The organism is Streptomyces sp. NPDC047072 (assembly GCF_040643855.1).
Classification (GTDB): Bacteria; Actinomycetota; Actinomycetes; order Streptomycetales; family Streptomycetaceae; genus Streptomyces.
This window is the reverse complement of the sequence record NZ_JBEYVC010000034.1, coordinates 21256-44475: the sequence shown is the minus strand read 5'-3', so window position 1 is coordinate 44475 and position 23220 is coordinate 21256. Positions and strand designations below refer to the sequence as shown.

The following is a 23220-nucleotide window of genomic DNA, read 5'->3' as shown; positions in this document are numbered from 1 at the left end:
GACGCCGTACGGAATTCACCGCCCTGACCGGCCAGCCACCGGGCATACCCGAGAACTCTCTCGTGCCCGCGAACGGAGTCCGGACCGATCGCCCGTACGGCCACCCCATGGGCCGCCGCCCGGGCGTCGTTCGGGTACGCGACTTCCAGGGCGGCGACGGTCCGGGACCCGCCCTGCAGGAGCCTCGTCACGGACCACCGGGCCTCCTGCAAGAGTCTCTCCACCCGCTGGTACACCGCGTCGATCCCGTCCAGCCGCCGCACACCGTCGGCGGCGGGGGAGGCCACGCTCGTGTTCCGGTCCGCGAGCATCCGCAGCACCATGGCCTGACTGGCCGAGATCTGCTGCTGACGTGCCGGCAATTGCTCATGCTCGCGCGCCAGCAGCTCCTGGAGGCCCAGCACGGGGTCGACCGGAACCAGCCGTCCCGGCTCCTCCCGGGACCGTCGCATCATCCGGAGTCGGAGCAGGGCGTCCAACGCGTCCCGGACCTCGGTGACGTCCAGGTGGAGCCGTTCCTCCAGCGCCGGGGCGTCCAGCATCGGTGCCTCCAACGCGACGCTACAGACGATCTCCTGCACATGGTCAAGCCCGGGCAGCCCGAACACAGGCTTCATTCCCATGCCACCTCCGGCCACAGACTGAACGACCTTTCTCCCGCTCGAACCGGAGCCTTCGGCCTGTTAACACATTCACCCCGGGCGACGGCAGACAGGCGAATACCGGGAATCCACCACCGCGTCGTACGCCGGGCGTGAAACGTGTCATCGGAAAGGCCTCAATCTCCCTACGCCGACGGCCTCTTGTCGAACCGTCACCCCTTCGGGGCCGAGGACTCACCTCGCCCACCTTTCACCAAAAGGGGCCGGACTTTCGGTTCGCTATCGCTTCTCTATCGGGAGAGCGCGGGCCCGCGTCGGCTATGGCCGCCTTACTCGAACCTTTAACATCTCTGGCACGTTCCTCACTCCGGCCCCCCCTGGCCTCGGCCGAACCGCTGGACCAGCCATCGATGGACGGCGAGCGCGGTGGACTCGGCGTGCTCCTCCAGGAGGGTGAAGTGGTTTCCGGGCACCTCAAGCCGGGTGTGCTCCAACGGCCAGTCAGGACACTCCGGTTGGCGGGGGCCGTCGCCGAGCACTTCGGAGAGGGCTTCCGTGGCGGCCGGGCTCACGAACAGAGTGGGGGTGGACACCGGCCGAGGGGCCCAGCCGTCGAAGAGTTCCGCGTACCGGGCCATCGCGGTGAGTTGTCCGTCGTCGACGGGCAACTGCGGGAACGTGTCGGCCAGCCAGCGGGTGATCGTGATCATGTCGTCGGTCACGGCCGCACGGGCCCGCGCGGGTGCGTCGAGCAGGACCAGCGCGGCCGGCGGGATGCCGTCCGCCTCCAGCCGCCGTACGATCTCGTGCGCGGGCCAGCCGCCCGACGAGTACGCCACGAGGGCGAACGGGCGGTCCGCGAAACGCCGTCGCAGTGCCGCGGCCTGGACGTCCACCGCCGCGTGCAGGGTCCTGGGCAGTGGCTCGTCCGCGCCGTAGCCGGGCATGCCGGTCGCCCAGACGGAGCGCCGGCCACGCAGGGCGACGGCGAGCCTGAGGTACTGGTGGGCACCGGTGGGGGCGATGAGGGAGGGCAGGCAGACCAGCCCCAACTCGTCTGTGCCCTCGGCGAGATACAGGGTTTCCGGCTCCGGGGCGGGCGCTCCGGACGCGAAGGCGGGCCGCAACCGCGCGGCGGCCTTCAGCAGGGCGCCGCCCTGGGCCGGGGGCACCGACCGCACGGCCGCGTGGAACAGCGTGCCGAGGGACGGATCGGGTGACGTCACACCGCCCGCGGGTCCGGCGCTGCCCTCGTCGCCGCCCTCGTCGGCGGCCCGTTCCGGCCGCAGTGTGGCGACCAGCGCGGCCACGTCCTCGGCGCGGTGCGCCAGGAGGTGTGCGCCGAGTCGTGCGACGGAGTCCGCCTCGAAGAGCAGGGTCGACGACAGTTCGCCCAGGTCCTGGCGGAGCGCGTTGGTGAACTGCAGGACGAGGATCGAGTCCATCCCGTACGCAGTGAAGGACGTCTCGGGTTCGATCCTCTCGGCGGGCACCCGCAGCGTCTCCGCCGCCTTGTCGGTGAGGTAGGCGGCGAGGACGACGGCGCGTGCGTCGGCCGGGGCGAGGGCCGGGGCCGCAACCGGAACCGGGGCCGAGGGCACGGGAGTTGACCGTCGCTCCGGTGCGACCCGCTGGCGCGCGATGCCGTCGCTCTCAGCCGCGATGATCTGCTGGCCCAGGTCGCGGGCGGCCGGCAGGAGGGGTACGACCGAGGAGAACCCCTCGCTCCGCAGTACCTGCCGCCAGGCCTCGGGCGCCAGCGCGGGTGAGCCCGGGACCCGCAGTGACGCATCCTCGGAGAGCCACCAGCCGTCGAGCAGCCCGAACGTGAGATGACTGAACACGTCGAACGCGGTCAGCTCGTTCAGCAGCAGCCAACCCCCGTCCCGCATCGCGGCCTTGGCGTTGCGCAGCGTGCCGCGCATGTCGCGCGTCGCGTGCAGGACGTTGGCGGCTACGACGAGGTGGTAGCCGCCCGCCTCGATGCCCTGCCGCGCCAGGGGCTGTTCGACGTCGAAGCGCCGGCAGTCGAGATAGGGGACGTCGGGTCCGTACCGGGCCTGGGCGCGGTTCAGGAACGCCTTCGACAGATCGGTGTACGTGTACGTCTCGATGCTGTCCTGGTACGGACGCAGCGCGGCGAACATGCCGACGCTGGTGCCGCCGGTGCCGGCTCCGATCTCCAGGATCCGGATCCGGCTGCCCGGGTCCTGGCGCAGCAGTTCGGCGACGATGCCGGAGGCGGCGGCGGCCATGGTGCGGTTGAAGGTGTCAGCCAACCGGTTGTCGCGGTAGCAGCCCTCGACGAGTTCGACCGAGCCGCGCGGGAACATCACGTCCGTCGCCGGGACGCGGCCGGTGAGGATGTCGGGCAGCGCCTTCAACGTGGCGTTCACAAGCGCGAGTTCGGCCGCCTTGTCGGGGTCGGCCGACCAGCGTGCGCACTGCTCGGTCCACCGCTCCTCGAGGACGGCGAGGGGCGGCGCGTGGTGGGGCATGACACGCAGGGCGTGGGCCAGCCAGACGGTGTACCGCTCATCGATACCGCCGCGGGCGCGCGGGACCGCCGGGTCCGACGGCACGGGTTCACCGGGCCGCACGGCGCCGAGCGCTTCCAGGTGGCCGCGGATCAGCTGGGTCAGGAGCGGATCTCGTGCGGTGCGGCGCCAGTCGGCCACGTCGCGCAGGATGCGCTCCTCGCCGGGGGCGGGATCCGTGCGGACGGTGACGGCCTCCGGTGCGACGCGTAGGTGTGCGCGCTCGTACACCGTCGTGCGCAGGGTCGGGTCGATCGGTTCGATGGCCCGCGGGTCGGTGAGTTTGACGAAGCTCACCTGTGGCTGCGGGCCGGTGAGGAGGGTTTCGAGCGCGGCCATGGCCGCCGGCGGCTCGATCGACGTCAGTCCCCAGCGGGCCATGCTCTGCCGGTGGAAGGCAGAGGCGACGCTGCCGACCGAGCCCCACCAGCCCCAGTTCATCACCTTGACGGGGCAGTTCAGATGCCGGTCCAGCAGGTGTGCGTAGGCGTCGACGAAGGCACAGCCGGCCGCGTAGTTGCTCTGGCCCGCCGCCGTCACGAACGACTGGAGCGAGGAGAAGAAGAGCACGAAGTCGAGCGGTTCCCCGGCGAAGACCTGGGCCATGGCGACGCTCGTGTCGACCTTCGCGGCCAGCGCGGCACGGAAGTCGGTCTCCTCCATGGTGGCCACGCCCCGGTCGCGCAGTACGAGCGCCGAGTGGACGACGCCGTGGATCCGGCCGTAGCGGGCCTTGATCTCCTCGTAGGCCGTGCGCAGCGCCGCGGGGTCGGTGGCGTCGGCCGTGACGTAATCGACCTCGCCGCGCCCCCGTACGGCGTGCAGACATGCCTCGATGGCGGCGTCCCGCGGTCGGCGGCCGATCCACACCACGCGGGCGCCGTGGTTCTCCACGACGTGCCGCGTCCATGCCTCGCCGAGGCCGCCCGCGCCGCCGATGACGACGTACACGCCGCCTTCCCGGTACGGGGGTGTCGTCGCCGGGTGGGACGTGGCGGAGGGCACGAGTCGGCGGCGCAGCCACTGGCCTGCACGTCGGGCCCAGGTGGCGCCGGGGGTGCGTGCCGGAAGGCCGGCCGTGTCCGCCGTCTCATCCAGGTCGACGCGACTGATGGTCCAGTGGGTGTACTCGCGTTCGATCGCGCCGAACAGGCCGTGCAGGGCCGCGTGGGCGGGCTGGGTCTCCTCGCCCGGGTGGGTGGCGAGGGCGCCGCGGGTGACAAGTGTGATGCCGAGCGGGCGGGTGTCGCCACCGGTCCGCAGCAGTGCCTTGACCATGCGGAAGGCCGCGATCACGCCGTCCTCCTGGGCGGCGACGAGAGCGGCGGCGTCCGTCGCGTGCGGGGCGGGTCGGTGGTGTGGTGCGGTGTCCGGGGCGAGCCACAGCAGGTGGTCGATCTCGCCCGCGGACGTCAGTGCGGTGGCGTTCTCCTCGACGGTGGCGGTCGGCGCGAGTCGCCATGCCAGGGCCCGGGGGAAGTCCCGGACGAGGTCGGCGAACCGCTCGTCCGAGGCGCCGACCACGAGCACCCGGTCCTGGCGGGAAACGGGGGCCGTCCCCGACTCCTCGGCCGGCACCGGTTCCCAGGTCGGGGCGAAGAAGGAGGGGACGGACTCGGGGACGGCACGCGAGGTGTAGCCGGTCATCCGGACCCGGACGGCTCCCTCCTCGTCGACGAGGTCGATGTCGAGCCTGCTGAGCGCGCCACCGGTTTCCCTGCGCGGATCGGCGGCCCGGACCACGGCCCACATCGTCTCCTCGCAGCCGCCGAAGACCTCCAGGGTGTCCAGGGCGAACGGCACCCTGACCTCGCCTTCGCCTGCGTCTTCGCCGATGGACGGTTCCGGGCTGTCGAGCGTCAGTGCCGTGGACGCCTGGATCGCCGAGTCGGTCAGCGCGGGGTCCAGGACGTACCCGCGCGGTCCGCCTTCGGGCGCGGAGAGGCGGGCGACGACCGTGCCGTCACCAACGTACGCCTCGTCGATCGCGCGGAGCGTCGGTCCGTGGGTGATGCCCGTCGCGACCAGCGCGTCGGCGATCCGGGTGCCCGGTACGCGGGTCGGGCAGGCGGCGCGCAGGGCGGCCAGGTCGACGGGGGCGGGGCGGGGGGTGGGGGACGGCAGGACGCGGCCCTCGCAGTAGGGGCCCGTGTCGTCCGCCGCCGGGGACCCGATCGTGAAGGCGACTCCATCGCCGTCCGGGCGTACCACGACCTCGACGTCCAGCGGGGCGTCGACGGTCAGCGGGCGGACCCAGGTGACGTTGCGCATCCTGAGCGGGGTCGCGGGGTCCGTGCCGAGGGCGCGGGCGGCTGCCTCGCGGGCGAGTTCCAGGTGGACCACGCCGGGCAGGACCCGTCGGCCGCGTACGAGGTGGTCGCGGAGGAAGGTCTCGTCGCCGGTGAGGCGGACGGTGTCGCTCGGAGGAGTGGGGACGCGAGGGGTGGGTGCCATGGGCGGCGGTGTCGCGGTCGCCCAGTGGCTTTCGCGGGCGAAGGGGTAGGTGGGCAGGGGGACCCGGCGCGCGCCCTGGCTCCGCCCGGCGAGCAGCCGCGCGAAGTCGAACTCCGTGCCCCGTGTGAAGAGTTCGGCGAGTGCGGTGGGGTCCGTGGGGGCGGCGGGCGGTGCGGGGGTCGGTCCCTTCGCCTCGCCGGTCAGGGCGCGCGGTCCGTCGAGTCCCTGCTCCAGGACCTGGATCAGGTCCTCGCGGTCCCGTACGACACAGGCGAAGCGGTGGGTGAAGTGCGCGCGGCCGACGGCGAGGGTCCAGGCGATGTCGCCGCAGTCGAGCGTGGCCTCGCGGCGGCAGTGGGCGGCCAGGCGGGCGAGCTGCTGGGCGAGTTGCTCCCGTGAGCGGGCCGAGAGGACGACGAGGTGGGCGGGGTTTGCGGTGGGGCCGGGGGTGCGCGCGGTGGTCGGTGCCGGCGGGCCGTCAAGGACGAGATGCGCGTTCGTGCCGCTCGCGCCGAAGGAGCTGACGACGGCGCGGCGCGGGCCGTTCGCGGGGGCGGGCCAGGGGTGGGTGCGGGTGCTCAGGTAGAACGGGCTGCCGTCGAGTCGTACGGCCTCGTTGGGCCGTTCGAAGTGGAGCGAGGCGGGGATCCGGCCGTGCTTCATGCCGAGGAGGACCTTGAAGACGGCGGCGACTCCGGCCGCGTACTGGGTGTGGCCGAGGTTCGTCTTGACGGAGCCGAGGGCGCAGTAGCCGACCTTGTCGGTGCCCTTGCGGAAGGCTCGGGTCAGCGCCTGGAACTCGATCGGGTCGCCCAGTTCGGTGCCGGTGCCGTGGGCCTCGACGACCTGGATCGACTCGACGTCGACGCCGGAACGGTCGTACACCCTGCGCAGCAGCTGTTCCTGGGAGAGCGAGCTGGGGGCGGTGATGCCGTTGGTGGCGCCGTCGTGGTTGGTGCCGGAGGCGCGGATCACGCCGTGGACGTGGTCGCCGTCCGCGAGGGCGTCGTCGAGTCGCTTCAATACCAGGACACCGACTCCCTCGCCCGGCACGAAGCCGTCGGCGCGGTGGTCGAAGGCGCGGCAACTCCCGGTCGGTGACAGCATGTTGGCCCGGCCGGCGAGGTCGAACAGGCGCGAGGTGCTCTGGATGTAGACGCCGCCGGCGAGCGCCATGTCCGTCTCGCCCGACCAGAGGTCCTTGCAGGCCAGGTCGATGGCGACGAGGGAACTGGAGCAGGATGTGTCGACCGCGATCGCCGGGCCCTTGAGGTCGAGGAAGTACGCGATCCGGCCGGGCACGATCGAGGCGAGGTTTCCCCAGAACGCCTGGGCGGGGGCGTCCTCTTCGACGAGGGTCCGGTAGTCGCCCTCCCAGCAGCCGACGTAGACACCGCAGTCCCGTGCGTCGACCGCGCTCCCTGCGTGGCCCGCGTCTTCGAGTGCCTTCCAGGACTCTTCGAGGAGCAGCCGCTGCTGGGGGTCCATCACGGCGGCCTCGACCCCGGAGATGTTGAAGAACAGGGGGTCGAACTCGTCGATCCGGTCCAGGAAGCCGCCCCGGGTGCAGCGGGGGCTGCCGGTGCCGTCCGACTTGGCCAGGGGCCAGCGGGTCGCCTCCCGGGTGAGGTCGTGCCCCTCCGCGAGGTGCTCCCAGAGCTCTTCGAGGGACTCGGAACCGGCGAAGCGGCCGCTCATTCCGATGATGGCGATGGGGGTGCGGTGGTGGGTTTTCGTTCCTGGTGTCGGTGTCGGTGTCGGGAGGGTGATGGTGTCGTGGTGGGTGGTGAGGAGGTGAGTGATGAGGCGGTCGGCTGAGCTGTGGTCGTAGATGACGCTGGTGGTCAGGTCCAGGTGGAGCGTCTCGTTGAGTTCATGTACGAAGCGGACGCCGAGGATGGAGTCGAGTCCGTATTCGGCGAAGGCCCGCCCGCTGTCGATCTGCTTCGCGTCCATGGCCAGGGCGTCGGCCAGCTTCGCGTGCACGAGGGAGCGGATCTGCTCGTCGAGCTGCGGCGGGGGCCAGGCGGCCCGGTCGACGTCGGTGTTCACCTCGGGCGCGGGAAGTGCGGGGTACGGAGGCCGGGCTTCTGCGCCGAAGGCGGCGAGGGAGGAGGGGGCGTGGGTTTCGTCGGGGGCGGCTGCGGCGGGCGGGGTTCCGAGGGTTGCGGGGGTGCCGGGCGCAGCCGGGGTGCCGGGGGTGCCCGGTGCGCCGACACCCGCGCGGGCACTGGGCTCGGCCAGCGGATCGGGGGACCTGGGGGTGCCGGGCGCGGTGGGCGCAGTGGTGGTGGCGGACGTGCCAGGTGCGCCGGAGCTCGTACCGGCGTCGGGCACGGACAGGGGGGCGAGGGTGAAGGGGGTGGTGGCTGGGGGGAGGTCGGGGGCCCAGTAGCGGTCTCGGGCGAAGGGGTGGGTGGGGAGCGGGATTCGGCGGGGTGGGGTGGAGCCGTGCGGGGTGGGCCAGTTCAGGTCCACGCCTTCGGTCCACAGGGCGGCCAACTTCGGGAGGTCGCCCGCCTCTGCCCAGCGGGCGACCAGGAGGTTCCTGAGGTCCTCGTCCTGGGTCAGTTCCGCGAGGGCGCCGCACGTACGGCCGGCGGTGCCCCGGTACACCCCGGGGGCGGCCGTGCCCCGGGCCAGGTACGCGCGCAGCGTCTCGCGCAGTTCGGGTACCGATGTCGCGACCACGGCGAGGCGTTCCTCACGGGCGACCCGGCCGACCTGGAGGGTGAAGGCGAGGTCGGCCAGATCGGCCCCGGCGCCGGGGCCGGCCAGGTGGTCCGCCAAGTGCGCGGCGTGGTCACGCAGTTGGCCCGGGGTGCGGGCGGACAGGACGACCAGTTGGTGTGCCGCGGCCTGGACCAGCGCCCGCTCGGGGACGGGATCGGACACGTGCTCCTCCAGGATGACGTGGGCGTTGGAGCCACCGGCACCGAACGACGAGACGGAGACCAGCCTCGGACGGTCGCTCGGCCAATCGGCGAACTCGCGCTGGACGAAGAACGGAGTGCGTTCCAGGTCGAGGTTGGGGTTGAGTTCCTCGGCGTGCAGGCTGGGGGCGAACTGTCGGTGCCGCAGTTGCAATACGGCCTTGGTCAGCCCCGCGACACCGGCGGCGGCTTCGAGGTGCCCGATGGACGACTTGACGGAGCCGAGGGCGCAGAACTGCTTGTCGTCCGTGTCCTGGGCGAAGGCCAGGGTCAGGCCCGTCACCTCGATCGGGTCACCGAGTTCGGTGCCGGTGCCGTGTGCCTCGACGTATCCGATGTCGCGCGCGCTGACCCCGGCGCGGTCCAGCGCGTCACGGATCAGTTCGGCCTGCGCGTTGGGGCTGGGCACCGTGTAACCGTGCGTACGGCCACCGTGGTTGACGCTCGTGCCGCGGATCACCGCCAGTACCCGGTCTCCGTCGGCCTCGGCCCGTGAGAGGGGTTTGAGCAGCACCGCGCCGACGCCCTCACCGGGTACGAATCCGTCGCCGTCGCTGCCGAAGCTGCGCAGCCTGCGGTCCGCCGAGAGCATGTTGGAACGGCACAGTTCCACGTAGTCGAGCGGGTGGAGGTACAGGTTGACGCCGCCGGCGATGGCCGCCTCGCAGGAGCCCTGGTGCAGGTGCTCGCACGCCTCGTGGATCGCGGTGAGGGACGACGAGCACATCGTGTCGACGGTCAGGCTCGGGCCGTGCAGGTCGAGGACGTGGGAGGTGCGGGCGCTCAGCGACGCGAAGGACAGCGCCGGGACGACCGTCTCCCCGGACGGCAGGCGCCGTGCGCCGTGGCGGGCGTGGCCGGACTTGGTGACGCCGGCGAAGACCCCGACCCGGTGACCGTGGCGGGCACCGAGCCCCTCCGGGGTGTAACCGGCGTCCTCCACGACCTCCCAGGCCGCCTGGAGGAACAGTCGCTCCTGCGGGTCCATCGCGTAGGCGTCGCGCGGGGCGATCCCGAAGAACAGCGGGTCGAAGGCGGCGAAGTCGTCCAGGAAACCGCCCCACTTGCTGTAGCTGCGGCCGGTCGCGATCGCGGTGGCGCGATCGGGCTCGTAGAAGCCCTCCAACGGCCAGCGGTCGGCCGGGACTTCACGGATGCGGTCCCGTCCGGCCTTGAGGTCGTCCCAGAACTGGGTGAGGTTCGCGGCACCGGGATAGCGGCCGGCCATGCCGATTACGGCGACGGGTTCCCGTGCGGTGGAAGGTGTGTGGCGCGGGCGGCGGGGGGCGGAGGCCGGCCGGGGGGCGGTGTCCGGCGGAACCTGGTCGGACACGTGGGGCACATGCGTGGGCGCCAGGTGTTCCGCGAGCGCCCTCAGCGTCGGGAACTCGTAGAAGACCGTCTTCGAGACCTCGCCGTACGTCAGGGCCAGCTCCCTGTTGAGCTGCACGATCATGATCGAGTCCAGCCCCATGGTGTGGAGGGGGGCGGCGGTGTCGACGGTGCCGGGGGCGGTCTTGGTGACGGCCGCGAAGATCTCGGTGAGGCGGTGGAGGGTGTCGGCGACGACACGATCCGGGACCGCCGGTCCGCCCGACGCCACCGGTCCACCCGACGCCACCGGTTCATTCGGGACCGCCGGTTCATTCGGGACCGCCGGTTCGCCCGGCCCCGTCGGGCCGCGGGTCAGGTCTCCGTGGTGGACCCAGACCCGGCCCTCGTCGCCCAGTCGCCAGGCCGCCGTGAGCGCCTCGACGCCGGCCGCGGATTCCATGGGGGTCAGGCCCCGGGACTGCCAAAGACGCGCGCGTACGGACTCGTCGACGGTCATGCCGCCCTCCCGCCACAGCGGCCAGGCGAGCGACAGGTTGCGTCCCGAACGTTCCCCGGCGGTGACGCGCGCGTCCCGGAGCAGGGCGAAGGCGTCCAGGAAGGCGTTGGCCGTGGCATAGTCCGCCTGTCCGGGATTGCCGGTGATCGCGGAACCGGAGGAGCAGAGGAGGAGGAAGTCGAGGGGAGCGTCGCCCACGGCACGGTCGAGATGGACGAGCCCGTCGGCCTTCGGCGCGAGAACGTCGGCCCACTGCCGGGCCGTCTTGTGCGCCAGTGCCGCGTCCTGGACCACTCCGGCGCAGTGGACGATGCCGTGCAGGTGGGTGTCCCGCTCCCGGATGTCCCGGACGAGGTGGCATACCTCCTCCCAGCGCGAGATGTCCGCCCGCGTGTACCGGGCGTCGGCGCCGGCGGCACGCAGTTCGTCGAGGAGGGCGTCGATCCGTGCGTCGCGCGGGGAGCGGCCGGCGAGGACGAGCGTCGGACGGGCGGCATCGCGGGCGATGGCGCGGGCGACGACGGCACCGACGCCGCCAGCGCCGCCGGTGATCAGATAGACCCCGTCGTCGTGCCACGGCACGCTCATGTCGCCCGTCGGCGCTGTGGCCTGCCGCCAGGTGAGGACGGAGCGGACACCGTCCTGGTGGAACACGAGGTCGTCGTCGGTGGCGCGGGCGTTCTCCGCCACCAGCGCGGCGACGGTCGCGTCGTCGGGTACCCGCCCGTCGGAGCCGTCGAGGCAGACAAGCTGCGCGGTGAGCGAGGGGTCCTCGGCCGCGGCGGTGCGCAGCAGCCCGGCGAGGGCCAGATGGACCGTGTCGTCGCCGCCCACGGGTGCCACGACCTGCACGAGCGTACGGTCGGCCGACACCTCGGTGACGATGTCGCGTACGGTCTCGAAGACCTGTCGTGAGACGTCCCCGAAGCGGCTGTCGAGGCGCTGCTTCCCGCTCTCGGCGGTGAAGCACCGTACGCCCTCGATCCGCCGCTCGACCCGTACCCGGGCGGCGGCGAGCGCTCCGCACAGGATGACGACGTGACGCGGCGCCGCGGTGCCGTTCGCAGCGTCCGGCGCGGGTTTCGGAACACGGCGGGGTACGAGCAGCGCGGTCCCGGTGGCCGGCCGCCGGTCCGGCGTGGCGCCGGGTATCCAGTACCGCTCACGGGCGAACGGGTAGGTCGGCAGGTGGACGCGTCGGGGCGTCGACTCCCCGTACAGCGCACGCCAGTTGACGCTGTCACCCGCGGTCCAGCGGGCGAGCGGACGTGCCGGGTCGTCGTCCGGGGCGAGGGACGCGCTGAGCCTCGGGTTCGCTTCGGCCTCGCCGTCCTCGGTGAACGCGCGCAGCCGATCGGTGAGTTCCCGGTGGGAGCCGACCACCCATCCGACCCGCTCCCGCATCGCCTCCCGCCCTATTTGCAGGGTCCAGGCGAGGGAGCGCAGAGAGGGCGGCTCGGGCGACCGCTCCAGGTGGGTGAGCAGATCGCGGGCGATCTGGCGCAGCTGCTCGGGCGTACGCGCCGACAGCGGTACGACGACCGGTGCGCCGTCGGTGTCGGTGTCGGTACCGGCGTCGTCGCGGGCGCCGTCCGCCACGTACTCCTCCACCACCACATGGCAGTTCACGCCGCCGAACCCGAAGCTGCTGACCCCGGCCCGCCGGGGCACGAAGGCACGACCGTCACCACCACCGGACCGCCGCCTGTGCCACGGCTCGTTCTCGCGCACGACACGGAACGGCCCTCCCCCGAGTTCGAGGTACGGGTTGAGTTCGGCGCAGTTGAGCGAGGCCGGGACAACGCCGTGCCGCATGGCGAGCAGCACCTTGAGCAGCCCGGCGACACCGGCGGCGGCCTCCAAGTGGCCGATGTTCGTCTTCACCGAGCCGAGGCCGATGTCCGCACGGTCGGTGGCGCCGAGGCGCCGGTACGCGGAGCGCAGCGCGTGGACCTCGACGGGATCGCCGAGCACGGTGCCGGTGCCGTGGGTCTCGATGTAGTCGACGGTGTCCGGGTCGATGCCGTTCATCGCTGTGGCGATCAGGTCGGCCTGGGCGTCCGCGTTGGGTGCGGTGAGGGAGTTGGCGCGTCCGCCGTGGTTCTCCGCGCTGCCGAGGAGCACCCCGAGGATCGCGTCGCCGTCCCGTTCGGCCGCGTCGAGCGGCTTCAGGACGACGGCTCCGACGCCCTCACCACGTACATAGCCGTCCGCGTCCTCGGCGAAGGTCCGGCACCGCCCGGTCGGGCTGAGCATTCCGGCCCGGTGGGCACTGACGAACGTGTCCACACCGAGCAGGAGGTTGACCCCGCCGGCGATCGCGACGTCGCAGGCACCGGAGCGGATGGCCTCCATCGCACGGTGTACGGCGACCAGTGAGCTGGAGCAGGCCGTGTCGACCGGCCCGCTCGGGCCCCGGATGTCGAGGATGTACGAGATCCGGTTGACGAGCATGGAGTGGGCGTTGCCCGTGGAGGTGAACGCGTCCGGTTCGACGCCGTGGGTGGTGAGCAGGGTCGCGTAGTCGGTGCCGGAGACGCCGAAGTAGAGGCCGGTGTTGCGCGGCAGGTCGCCCGGCCGGTATCCGCTGTCCTCGACGGCGTTCCAGACCGTCTCCAGGGCGAGGCGGTGCTGGGGGTCCATCAGCTCGGCCTCGCGCGGGTAGATCCGGAAGAAGCCCGCGTCAAAGGCGTCGACGTCGTCGACGACGCCTGCGTGGTGCGGGAACTCCGCCCGCTCGACGACGCGCGCGTAGGTGTCGTCGTAGCGGTGGACGGGGAACTCCGTGACGCAGTCCCTGCCTTGGGCGAGGTGGGACCAGTAGGTGTCGAGGTCGGGGGCCTGCGGGAAGCGGCCGGCGGCGCCGATGACGGCAATGGGTTCCGGTCGTCCCTCACCGGACGCGGCCCGGCCGCCCAGGACCTGGACCTGAACCTGGACCGGCGCCGGCGGAAGGGCCGACGGCGCCCTCGCCGCACGTATCCGGTCCCCGGACTCGGCCACGAGATACCGGCCCAGCGCGTCAAGGGTGTTGACGTCGAAGAAGACCGCGGGGGTCAGGTCGATGCCGAGCGACTCCTTGATGAGTTTGGCGAAGGTGACGAGAGAGATGGAGTCGAAGCCGAAGGCGTCGAACCCGGTGTGGGCGTCGAGGTCGTCGGCGTCGAACTTGAGGATGCCCGCGGCCAGTTGGCGCAGTTCGTCGACCGCGACGCTGACGAGGGCGTCGTCGTCGTTCGGCCGCCGTGTCTCGGGGGCCTGCACAGGGGCTCCCCTCCGTTCCGTGTCCGTGTGTCGCGGGACCGCGTCGCCGTCGCCCCACCGCACGCCGGTGAGTTCGGCCAGGACCCGCCCATCCCGGTCCGCCAGTCGGACGCGGCACGTGGGGGTGCCGGTCCGGGGCGGCGGGTCGAGGACCACGTACGCCACGTGGTCGGCGGCGCGCGTCTCGTCGTAGAGGCGAATGTCGTCGATCAGGTGGGGGACGCGACGGGGCCAGTCGGGCTGGTCGGTGTGTTTGGCGGCGAGGTGGACGCCGTGGGCGATGGCGGCGAGGACGTGCGGGGCGATCCGTACGTTCCGCGTCGTGTGGTCGTGGCGCAGTTCCGGGACGGCGACTGTGAGGACCAGTTCGCCGCCCGGCAGCCAGTGCGCGCCCCGCAAACCGCACCGCGCAGGTTCGGGGGTGATGCCTCCCTCGGCGAGCTCGGCGAGGACCTCCTCCCGGTCCAGGATGTGTGTGGCGCGGCGGCGGAGCCCTTCCGTGCCGTCGCTGCCGACCGGCACGGCGTCGGGCGCGGGCCGCCCGTCGTCCGGGTGTACGTCGAACTCGGCGACGGGGGTGCGCACCCCGGCCCCGTCCTCGCGGAACACGGCGGCGCGGGCCGTGTCGCGGTCCACCGGGGTGAGGGTGGTGACCAGGCGTGCCGTGTCCGTCCAGGGGACCGGGCCGGACAGCCGCAGGCCGCTGACGCGCGGGGTTTCGGTGAAGCCGGTGACCCTTCCGACGGCGAGCGCCAGGTCGACGGCGAAGGTCGGGACGATCCCGCGCACCTTGTCCTGCGCGCAGCCGTAGTCGGCGAGGTCGTCGAGGTGGACGTCCAGGCCGTAGCGCAGCCCGTCGACGTCGGAGTGGTTGGCCCCGAGGAACGGGTGCGGTTTCTCCCGCAGTGCCAGCGGCGCGGTGACGTCCGGGGCGCCAGGCTCGGGCTCCACCCAGCAGCGCACCCGCTCGAACGGGTAGGCCGGCAGGGAGATCCGCCGGGGCGGGTGCGCGCCCGCGAGGGGCGTCCAGTCGACGCTGCCGCCTTCGGTCCAGTCGAGGGCCAGTTCGCGTACGGCCATCAAGGCCGGGGCATTGTCAGTGTCGGTGTCCGTGTCGGTCAGCGCGGCGGTCTGGTCGCGGTCCCCGGCGAGGAAGCGGTCCACGGCCTCGACGGCGCCGGTGCGGTCCTCGGCGAAGAAGGCCCAGCGGCGCGGTAGTTGGTTCTTTCCGACCCGCAACGTGTGGGCGATGGACGGCAGTTCGGCCTCCTCCGCCGTCGCCAGGTAGTCGCGGAACCGGGCGAGCGAGGTCTGAAGCGCGGTGTCGGTCATCGCGGAGAAGACGAACAGCTCGGGCCCTCGCGGACCGTCGGCGACAGGGCCCGGCTCGGGGATGTACTCCTCGACGATGATGTGCGAGTTCATGCCGCCCGCGCCGATGGAAGTGATGCCCGCGCGCCGGGGATGGACGGTCGTGGTCCCGTTCTCCTCCGTGATCGCCGGTTTCCACTCGGCGAGTTCGCGCTGCACCCTGAAGGGCGTGTCCTCGAAGGCGATGTCCGGGTTGAGTTCGCCGCTGTGCAGGGACGGGACGAGGGTGCGGTTCCGGAGCTGGAGGAGCACCTTCGCGAAGCCGATCATTCCGGCCGCGTGCAGCAGGTGCCCCATGTTCGACTTGACCGAGCCCAGCGCGCAGAACTGTCTGTCCGGCGTGTACTTGCCGAACGCCGTGGTGAGCGCGCTGACCTCGATCGGGTCGCCGAGCGAGGTGCCGGAGCCGTGGCCCTCCACATAGGTGATGGTGCGCGGGTCGACACCGGAGTCGTCGATGGCCTTCTCGATGGCGCGGGCCTGCATACGCGGGTTCGGGACGGTGAACCCGTTGCGCACCCCGGCGTTGGAGAGCGCGGTGCCCTTGATGACGGCGTAGACGTGGTCGCCGTCGCGCTCGGCGTCGACGAGCGGCTTGAGCACGACGGCGCCGACGCCCTCGCCGAGGATCGTGCCGTCCGCGCCGAGCCCGAAGCTCCGGATGACGTCGGAGGTGGCGGTGGTGAAGTGCTCGTGCGAGGAGGTGATGAGGTTGTAGGGGTGCAGCAGGAGGTTGACGCCGCCGGCGACGACCATCTTGCACTCCCCCGCGCGGAGCATCCGCACGGCCTGGTGGACGCAGGTCGACGAGCCCGAGCACATGGTGTCCAGGAAGATCGACGGCCCGGTGAACCCGTAGAAGTACGACAGGGTGTTGGGGATGGTCGCCGTGTAGCTGCCGGTGGCCGGGGCGCCGCGGGTGAGGCTGTTCTGGAAGCCGTAGAGGCCGTAGTGGTTGCTCATGGTGCCGACGAGCACGCCCACGTCGCCGTCGTAGTGGCGCTGGATCGTCTCGCGGGAGTAGCCCGCGTCCTCCAGCGCCTCGACCCCGACCTGGAGGAAGAGGCGGACCTCGGGCGACATGCGTTCCGCGTCCCGCTGGGAGATGCGGAAGTAGCGGGGGTCGAAGGTGTCGATCTCCCGGAGGAACGTGCCGGTCCTGATGGCGCTCTTGCCGGGGACACCACGGTCCGGGCTGTGGATCGCGTCGTGGTCCCACCGGTCGCGCGGCACCTCCCGGAAGAGGTGGCGCCCTTCTTCGAGGACGGTCCACAGCTCGTCGAGGGTGTCGGCGCCGGGGTAGCGTCCCGAGATGCCGACGATCGCGATGTCGTGGCGGTCGTCGGGGGCGGCGGGGATCGTGGGAGCAGCCGGGGTGACGGCGTCCCGTACGACGGTCGGCTCCGCCACCGGCCGGTCATCGGCGCCGAAGCGGGATTCGAGAGTCGTACGGTGTTCCTCGACGAGGTGGCCGACGACGCCCTGGATGTCGACGTACTCGAAGAAGAGCGTCTTGGGCAGCGGGCCGAAGACCTCGCCGAGGCGCTCGGTGGCCTCCAGCACGCCGATCGAGTCGATCCCGTACTCGATGAGACCGACGTCGGCCCGCAGCGTCGCCGGGTCCTGGTGCAGCACCTCGCCCAGCACGGCCCGCAGCAGCTCCGTCGTACGGGCCACGAGGTCGTCGTCGGTGAGTCCGGCCGTGGTCCGTGCCGTGGGCTCGGCGGGGTGGGGCGCGGGTTCGTCGCGTCGCCGTGGTGCGAGGGTGGCCTCCGCGCCGTAAGCGACGACGAGGTGCTCCGGGGTGTCGCGCAGGGCGACGCCCAGGACCCTCAGACCGGCCTCCGTCGGCAGCGGTTCCCAGCCGCGCTGGCGGCGCATCGACGCGCGGGTCACGTCGTCGACGGTCATCCCGCCGTCCGCCCACAGCGGCCAACTGATCGCGACGGTACGGCCGTTGCGCTCTCCGGCGTCGACGAGTGCCTGCCGTTCGAGGGCGAAGGCGTCCAGGAAGGCGTTCGCCGCCGCGTAGTCGCCCTGGCCGGGGTTGCCGTACACCCCGGCGACGGACGAGAAGAGCACGAGGAAGTCGAGCGGGAGGGTGCGGGTGGCCGCGTCGAGATGGAGGACGCCGCTCACCTTCGGCCGCAGTACCTCCGCCACGTCCCGTGGGTCCTTGGTGAGGAGGTACCCGTCCCGCAGCGTCCCGGCCGCGTGGACGATCCCGTCCAGCGATCCGTGCTCGCGCACGATGTCCCGTACGGCGCGCTCCACGTCCCGCGCGCTGCCGACGTCGGCGGTGAGGTAGTGCGCGTCGACGCCGGTCGCGCGCAGTTCCCGAAGGGCCTCGTCGGTGCCGGCCCCGGCCTCGGTACGGCCGCTGAGGACGACGGTGACGTCGGCGTGCCGCGCGAAGTACCGGGCGACGCCGCAGCCGAGGCCGCCGAGACCGCCGGTCAGCCAGTAGACGCCGCCCGGCTTGAGCGGCGGGACCCCTGGCCCGGCTCCGAGTTCGAGGCCGACGGGGCGCCAGGCGTGGCGGGTGCCGTCGGCGGTGTGGCGGATCTCGGCGTCGGACGCGGTCGGCTCGGCGGCCTCCAGGCGGACGAGGTCGGCGATCCGGTCGGAGCGGGCGGTGCCGAATCCGGCGACGCGCACCACCCGCCCTGAGACGGACGGGTTCTCCAGGTTCAGGGTCCTGAAGACGCCGACGAGCGGTGCGTGGAAGCGGCGCGGGACCCGGTCGTCGACGAACACGAGGAAGCGGTGCGCGCCCTTCGGCTTCGACCGGAGCAGCTCGCGCACATGGTCGAGGACGAGGCCCAGCACCGCGCCGACGCCGTCCGCGACCGCGTCGGGGGTGACGCCGGGCAGCACGGCGAACGGAAACCCCGTCACCTCCGAGAGCTCGGCGGCGAACACGTCCGGCCGCCCACCGAGGAACCCGTGCACCACGACCGGTCCGGCCGGGGCCCCGGCCCCGAGCGGCGCCGCCACCCAGTGCGAACTGGCCGCCACGACACCCGACTTGCCCGTCGCATCCGCGACCTCGGACGCGAACTCATCCGACCGCCCGGCCGGAAGACCCCGAGCCCCGACCCGGTCGGCCACGGCACCGGACGGCGCCCCCGCCGAACCCGAAGTCGCCACCGCACCCGGCCCGTCGGAGTCCCGCGTCTCGGCGACGGTTCGCTGGGTCAGGCCCCGCAGTCGGACGTGGACCGTGCCGGTGTCGTCGCACAGGTCGATGTCGAAGGTGGTGAGGCCCCCGCCGCCACCCCGGTGCCGGACCCGGGCCCACATCGCGTCCGGGCACGGGCCGTGGACATCGAGCCGGTCGAGGGCGAAGGGCAGCGCCAGGTTCCGGCTCTCCTCGGGGGCCGACGCGGAGCCCAGCAGGACCGATGCCTGGAGCGCGGCGTCCAGCAGACTCGGGGGCAGCGCCACGGCGGCGTCTGCGACATCCGCCGCGGACCGCTCCAGACGCGCGAGCAACTCCCCTGTCCCGAAGCGGAGTTCGGTGAGACCCCGCATCGCTGGACCGTACTCCAGGCCCGCTTCGCGCAGGGCCGCGTACGCCTCGGCCGGGTTCTGTGGGGCGGCGCAGGACGCGCGCAGCGTGTCGAGGTCGAGCCGCTCGGGTTCGGCCGGCTCGCCCACGGAGGCGGTGCCCCGGCTGTGGACGACGGCTGTCCCGTCCCCGGCCGTGCGGATCTCGTACCCGAGGGTGCCGTCGTCCCGAGCGGTGATCATCACATGCGCGTCGACGGGCTGTCCGTCCACCACCAACGGGCGCAGCCATGCCGTGTCGGTCAGCCGTACGGTCGTACCGGCCGCGTCGCCGCGACGGGTGGCGTACGACACCGCCGTGCGGGCCATCTCCAGCTGGGCGGCGGCGGGCAGGACCCGGGCGCCGTGCACCCGGTGGGCGTCGAGGAACGGCTCGTCGCCGTTGAACACCCAGGTGTGGCGGTGTTCTTCGAGGCTGGAGGTGTTGCGGGGGACGAGCGGATGCGGGGTGCCCCGCTCGTGGGCCGGCCGGGTGCGGAACCAGTGGCGGTCCCTGGCGAAGGGGTACGCGGGCAGCCGTATGCGACGCGCCCCCGCGTGCTCCGGAAGCCCGGACCAGTCGACGTCACCGCCCTCGGCCCAACGCCGTGCGGCGACCAGCGCGGCACCGTCGGCGCCGGGTCCCCCGGCGCGGCTGTGCGCGGTCGCGTCGGGGAGCGTCCCGTCCGCGAACTCGGCGAGGAGCGACAGGAGTCGCCGTAGGTCCGGCACCACGAAGGCGACCCGGGCGACCATCGGTTCGCGGCCGGTCTGGAGGGTGTACGCAAGGTCGCGCGGGGTGGTGCGGGTGATGTCCGTGGTGCCGGTGGGCGGCTCGTCGGACGGGTCCAGGAACGCGTGCAGCCGCCGCGCCGCCTCCCGCAGCCGCTCGGGGGTGCGGGCGGAGAGCGGCACGACGTACGGGCCCTCGGACCGCTCGGCACCGGCGTCCGGCAGCTCGTCGTGGCGGTACTCCTCCAGGACGACATGGGCGTTGGTCCCGCCGAAGCCGAAGGAGCTGACCCCGGCGCGGCGCGGAGCGGGCGTGCCGTCGGGACCCGGGGCGGGCTCGGCCCAGGGCTCGGTATCGCGCACGATACGGAAGGGGCTGTCGTCCAGGTCGATGAGCTTGTTGCGCTCGACGAAGCCGACGGTCGCGGGCAGCACCTCGCCCGCGAGGGCGGCGATGACCTTGGCGATACCGGCGACGCCCGCCGCGCCTTCGAGGTGCCCGATGTTGGTCTTGACCGAGCCGATACCGATGGTCCCCGGCTCGGGTTCGGTGCCCTGTGCCCGATGGAGGTCGCGGAAGGCGCGCTTGAGCGCGATCACCTCGATGGGGTCCCCGACGGGGGTGCCGGGTCCGTGCGCCTCGATGTAGGACACGGTCTCGGGGCGGATACCGGCGCGGGTGTAGAGCCCCTCGACGAGGTTCGCCTGCGCGACGGGGTTGGTGACGGTGAGCGAACCGGTCCGGCCGCCGTGGTTGGTGGCGGCTCCCCTGATCACCGCGTGCACGGGATCGCCGTCGGCGACGGCCCGCGCCAGCGGTTTCAGCAGCAGTACGGCACCGCCCTCACCGCGGACGTATCCGTCGGCGTCCTTGTCGAAGGCCCGGCAGCGGCCGGTGGGCGACAGCATGCTCGCCTGGCTGAAGGCCACGAAGTGCTTGGGCGACCAGCAGAGGTTCACCCCGCCGGCGAGGGCGAGGGCGCAGTCGCCGTTGCGCAGGGCGGTGACCGCCTCGTAGATGGAGACCAGCGAGCTGGAGCACGCGGTGTCGTTGGTGATGCTGGGGCCCTGGAGGTCGAAGTAGTACGAGACCCGGTTGGAGATGATCGAGTACGCGGTGCCGGTCGGGAAGTAGGCGTCGGTCTTCGCCCCGTCCCGCTCCATCAACTCCGCGTAGTCCGCGTGGCAGACGCCCATGAAGACGCCGGTCCTGGTCCCCGCCAGCTCGCTCGCGCGCAGGCCCGCGTCCTCGATGGCGTGCCAGGCGAGCTCCAGGGCGAAGCGCTGCTGCGGGTCCATGCTCTCCGCCTCGCGCGGCGAGATGCTGAAGAAGGCGGCGTCGAAGCAGTCAGCCTGTTCGACGAAGCCGCCCCACACGCTGATCGTCTTCTCGGCACCGCGGCGCGGGCTGCCGAACCAGCGTTCCTTCGCCCATCGTTCGGGGGCCACCTCGGAGATCAGGGAGCGTCCCTCGACGAGATGCCGGGAGAACTCCCCCAGGGTGTCGGAGCCGGGCAGACGCAGCCCGAGCCCGATGATCGCGACGGCGTCGGAACCCTCCTCGGGACCCTCGGCATCGTCCGGCGCGGCTGGGCGCTGCTCCGCCGGCTTCATCGCCGCCCCCCGGCGAGAAGCCCGTTCTGCCGCCTGTCGATCACTGTCGTCAGGTTCATACCGGCGGCCTGCGAGGTCCGCATGTCGTCCCCCCTGGTCAGCACGAACTGTTGGTTGAGCACGGCGGTCGAGAGCAGATGGACGAAGGCGTGGTCCTCCTTCGTGCTGATCCCGGCTGCCTCGGTGGTCATGACCTTGTCGACCAGCCGTTTCGCGAAGACCGGCTCGATGCCGTCGATCTTCGCCAACTCCCTTTCGGAGAGCACCAGCTCCAGATAGTCGGGCCGGCGCTCCTGGAAGGCGGCACTGCCCGGCGCCCGGTAGGGCTGCTTGCGCCGGGTGAGAGGCTCCTGGGGAAGCACGTCCCGGAACGCCTCCTTGAGTACGGCCTTCTCCTGCCACCCGTCGTCGAAGCGCAGATTGACCAGGGCGGCGGCCCGCACCACGCCCGGGTCGAGGAACGGGCACCGGTTCTCGACCCCGTGGGCGAGCCCCATGCGCTCACCCTGGCTGGACAGCAGATAGCCGGCGAGCAGGGTCTTGAACTCAAGCCACTGCGCCTTCTGCGTCGGCGAGAGGGTGGCGTAGCCGGGTGTGTCCCGGACCAGCGCGAGCAAGTCGGCGAACGGCTCGGCGCGGTCCTTGAGCAGGCGCTGCACGAACCGGCCGTTCTGGTAGCGCAGTTCGTGGGAGAACAGGCCCTCAAGGCGTTCCTCGGCGAACCGGCCGAGCAGTCCGGTGACATGGTGCCTGTGCTCGGGCCCGAAGTGGGCGAGTTCCGGGTGCAGGACGGCGACCCCGCGCCGCCGTTCCTCGTCGGACAGCCGGTGCCAGGAGGCGCGCAGCATCGTCTCGCGGAAGAGCGAGTAGCCGAGGAATGCCTCGTCGGCGCCCTCGCCGCTCAGGATCGTCTTGATCCCGGCGTCACGCACGTGGCGTGACAGCAGGTACATCGGGACCAACGCGGTGCGAAACACAGGGACTTCGGCATGGTGGACGGCCGCCGGGAAGTTCTCCACGACGTCCACCGTGGAGATGGCGATGGCGGAGTGGCGGGTGCCGACGTGGCGCGCGACTGCCCGCTGGCTGCTCGACTCGTCGAGCGTACGGTCCTCGAACTCCACGGAGAAGGTGCGTACTTGGTGCGTCGAGAGGTCGGTCGCGAGCCTGGCCACGATGGACGAGTCGAGGCCGCCACTCAGATAGACCCCGACCTCGACGTCGCTGCGCAGCCGCAACTCGACGCTGGTACGCAGCGTGTCCCGCACCAGCGCCGCGGCCTCGGCCGGCGTACCGGTGAACGGCGGTGCGTCCACGGCGAGTTCCTCGTAGGTGTGCAGGGCGGTGCGGCCCTCCCGGACGGTGAGGAGGCTGCCGGGCGGGAGCTGCCGTACACCTCTGAACGGAGACCGGTCCGGCAGCGGGGTCCAGATCCCGTAGATGGACTTCAGCTCGTGCGGGTCGAGCTCGAACCGGAAGCCCGGGTAGGCGTGGAACGCCTTCATCTCCGAGGCGAAGAGGAATCCGTCGGCGCGGTCGGCGTAGAACAGCGGGCGTTTGCCGTATCGGTCGCGGGCGAGGAAGAGTTCGTCCGCGACGGCGTCCCGGACCGCGAAGGCGAAGGCTCCGTTGAAGCGGCTCAGACAGTCCTGGCCCCACTGGATCCAGGCCTGGAGGACAACCTCGGTGTCCGAGCGGGTACGGAACTGCCGTCCCAGTCCGCCGAGTTCCTCGCGCAGCTCGATGTGGTTGTAGAGCTCGCCGTTGAAGCAGATCCAGTACCGCCGGGTGGCGTCCGACATGGGCTGCGCGCCGGTCGCGAGGTCGACGACGGCCAGCCGCACGGTGCCCATCGCTATGCCGTCGTCGAGGTAGTACCCGGCCTCGTCCGGTCCCCGGTGGCGGATCCGGGACAGCATCTCGGTGATGACATCGGGGTCGGTGGCGGGGTTCGGCGCCGCGGAGAGGAAGCCGGCTATCCCGCACATGTGGCGCCCCCGTCCGTCCTCTCGGTCCTTTCTGCGACGAACCTGTCGATCGCCTCCAGCGTGGCCGGTATGTCCAGCAGGAACTCCTCGCTCCTGATGTCCAGCGAGAACTCCCGCTCCAGGAACGACATGAGCTGGATATACCCGAAAGAATCGATGACGCCGTCCTTGAAGAGATCGCTCCGTGGCGTCACCTCGGCGCCGAACTCGATCAGGAAACGTTCTTCGATAAACCGGATGATCTTTTCCGTTCTGGTCATTTCTCATTCCCTGGCAGCACGAGGAGACATGTCGGTTCGCGCGGATTTCCGCGAGCCGTCGGTGCTCCAGTAGAGCCGGGTGACC

The 23220-nt window shown here is 72.0% G+C and carries 3 protein-coding genes; all 3 read right to left on the bottom strand.

What is annotated here, in order from left to right; genetic code table 11:
- Positions 1 to 964 precede the first annotated feature (964 nt).
- From ABZ896_RS17395 to ABZ896_RS17385, 3 genes are read right to left on the bottom strand one after another with little or no spacing between them, the layout of a single operon-like run.
- The gene (locus tag ABZ896_RS17395) at positions 965 to 20887 is read right to left on the bottom strand and encodes an SDR family NAD(P)-dependent oxidoreductase (RefSeq protein WP_360928906.1); all 19923 of its coding nucleotides are present in this window, start codon (positions 20885 to 20887) and stop codon (positions 965 to 967) included.
- Positions 20884 to 22875, bottom strand: a complete 1992-nt coding sequence (gene asnB / locus ABZ896_RS17390) for an asparagine synthase (glutamine-hydrolyzing) (RefSeq protein ID WP_360928903.1) — start codon at positions 22873 to 22875, stop codon at positions 20884 to 20886. Before asnB ends, ABZ896_RS17395 begins: the two co-directional genes overlap by 4 nt.
- Positions 22863 to 23135 (bottom strand): acyl carrier protein, encoded by a 273-nt coding sequence (locus ABZ896_RS17385; RefSeq protein ID WP_360928900.1) that lies wholly within the window; start codon positions 23133 to 23135, stop codon positions 22863 to 22865. Before ABZ896_RS17385 ends, asnB begins: the two co-directional genes overlap by 13 nt.
- Positions 23136 to 23220: the final 85 nt, after the last annotated feature.

Bases quoted from the DNA above. Each gene is read 5' to 3' on its own strand.
- ABZ896_RS17385 (WP_360928900.1), bottom strand. From the start codon at position 23,135: ATGACCAGAACGGAAAAGATCATCCGGTTTATCGAAGAACGTTTCCTG.
- asnB (WP_360928903.1), bottom strand. From the start codon at position 22,875: ATGTGCGGGATAGCCGGCTTCCTCTCCGCGGCGCCGAACCCCGCCACC.
- ABZ896_RS17395 (WP_360928906.1), bottom strand. From the start codon at position 20,887: ATGAAGCCGGCGGAGCAGCGCCCAGCCGCGCCGGACGATGCCGAGGGT.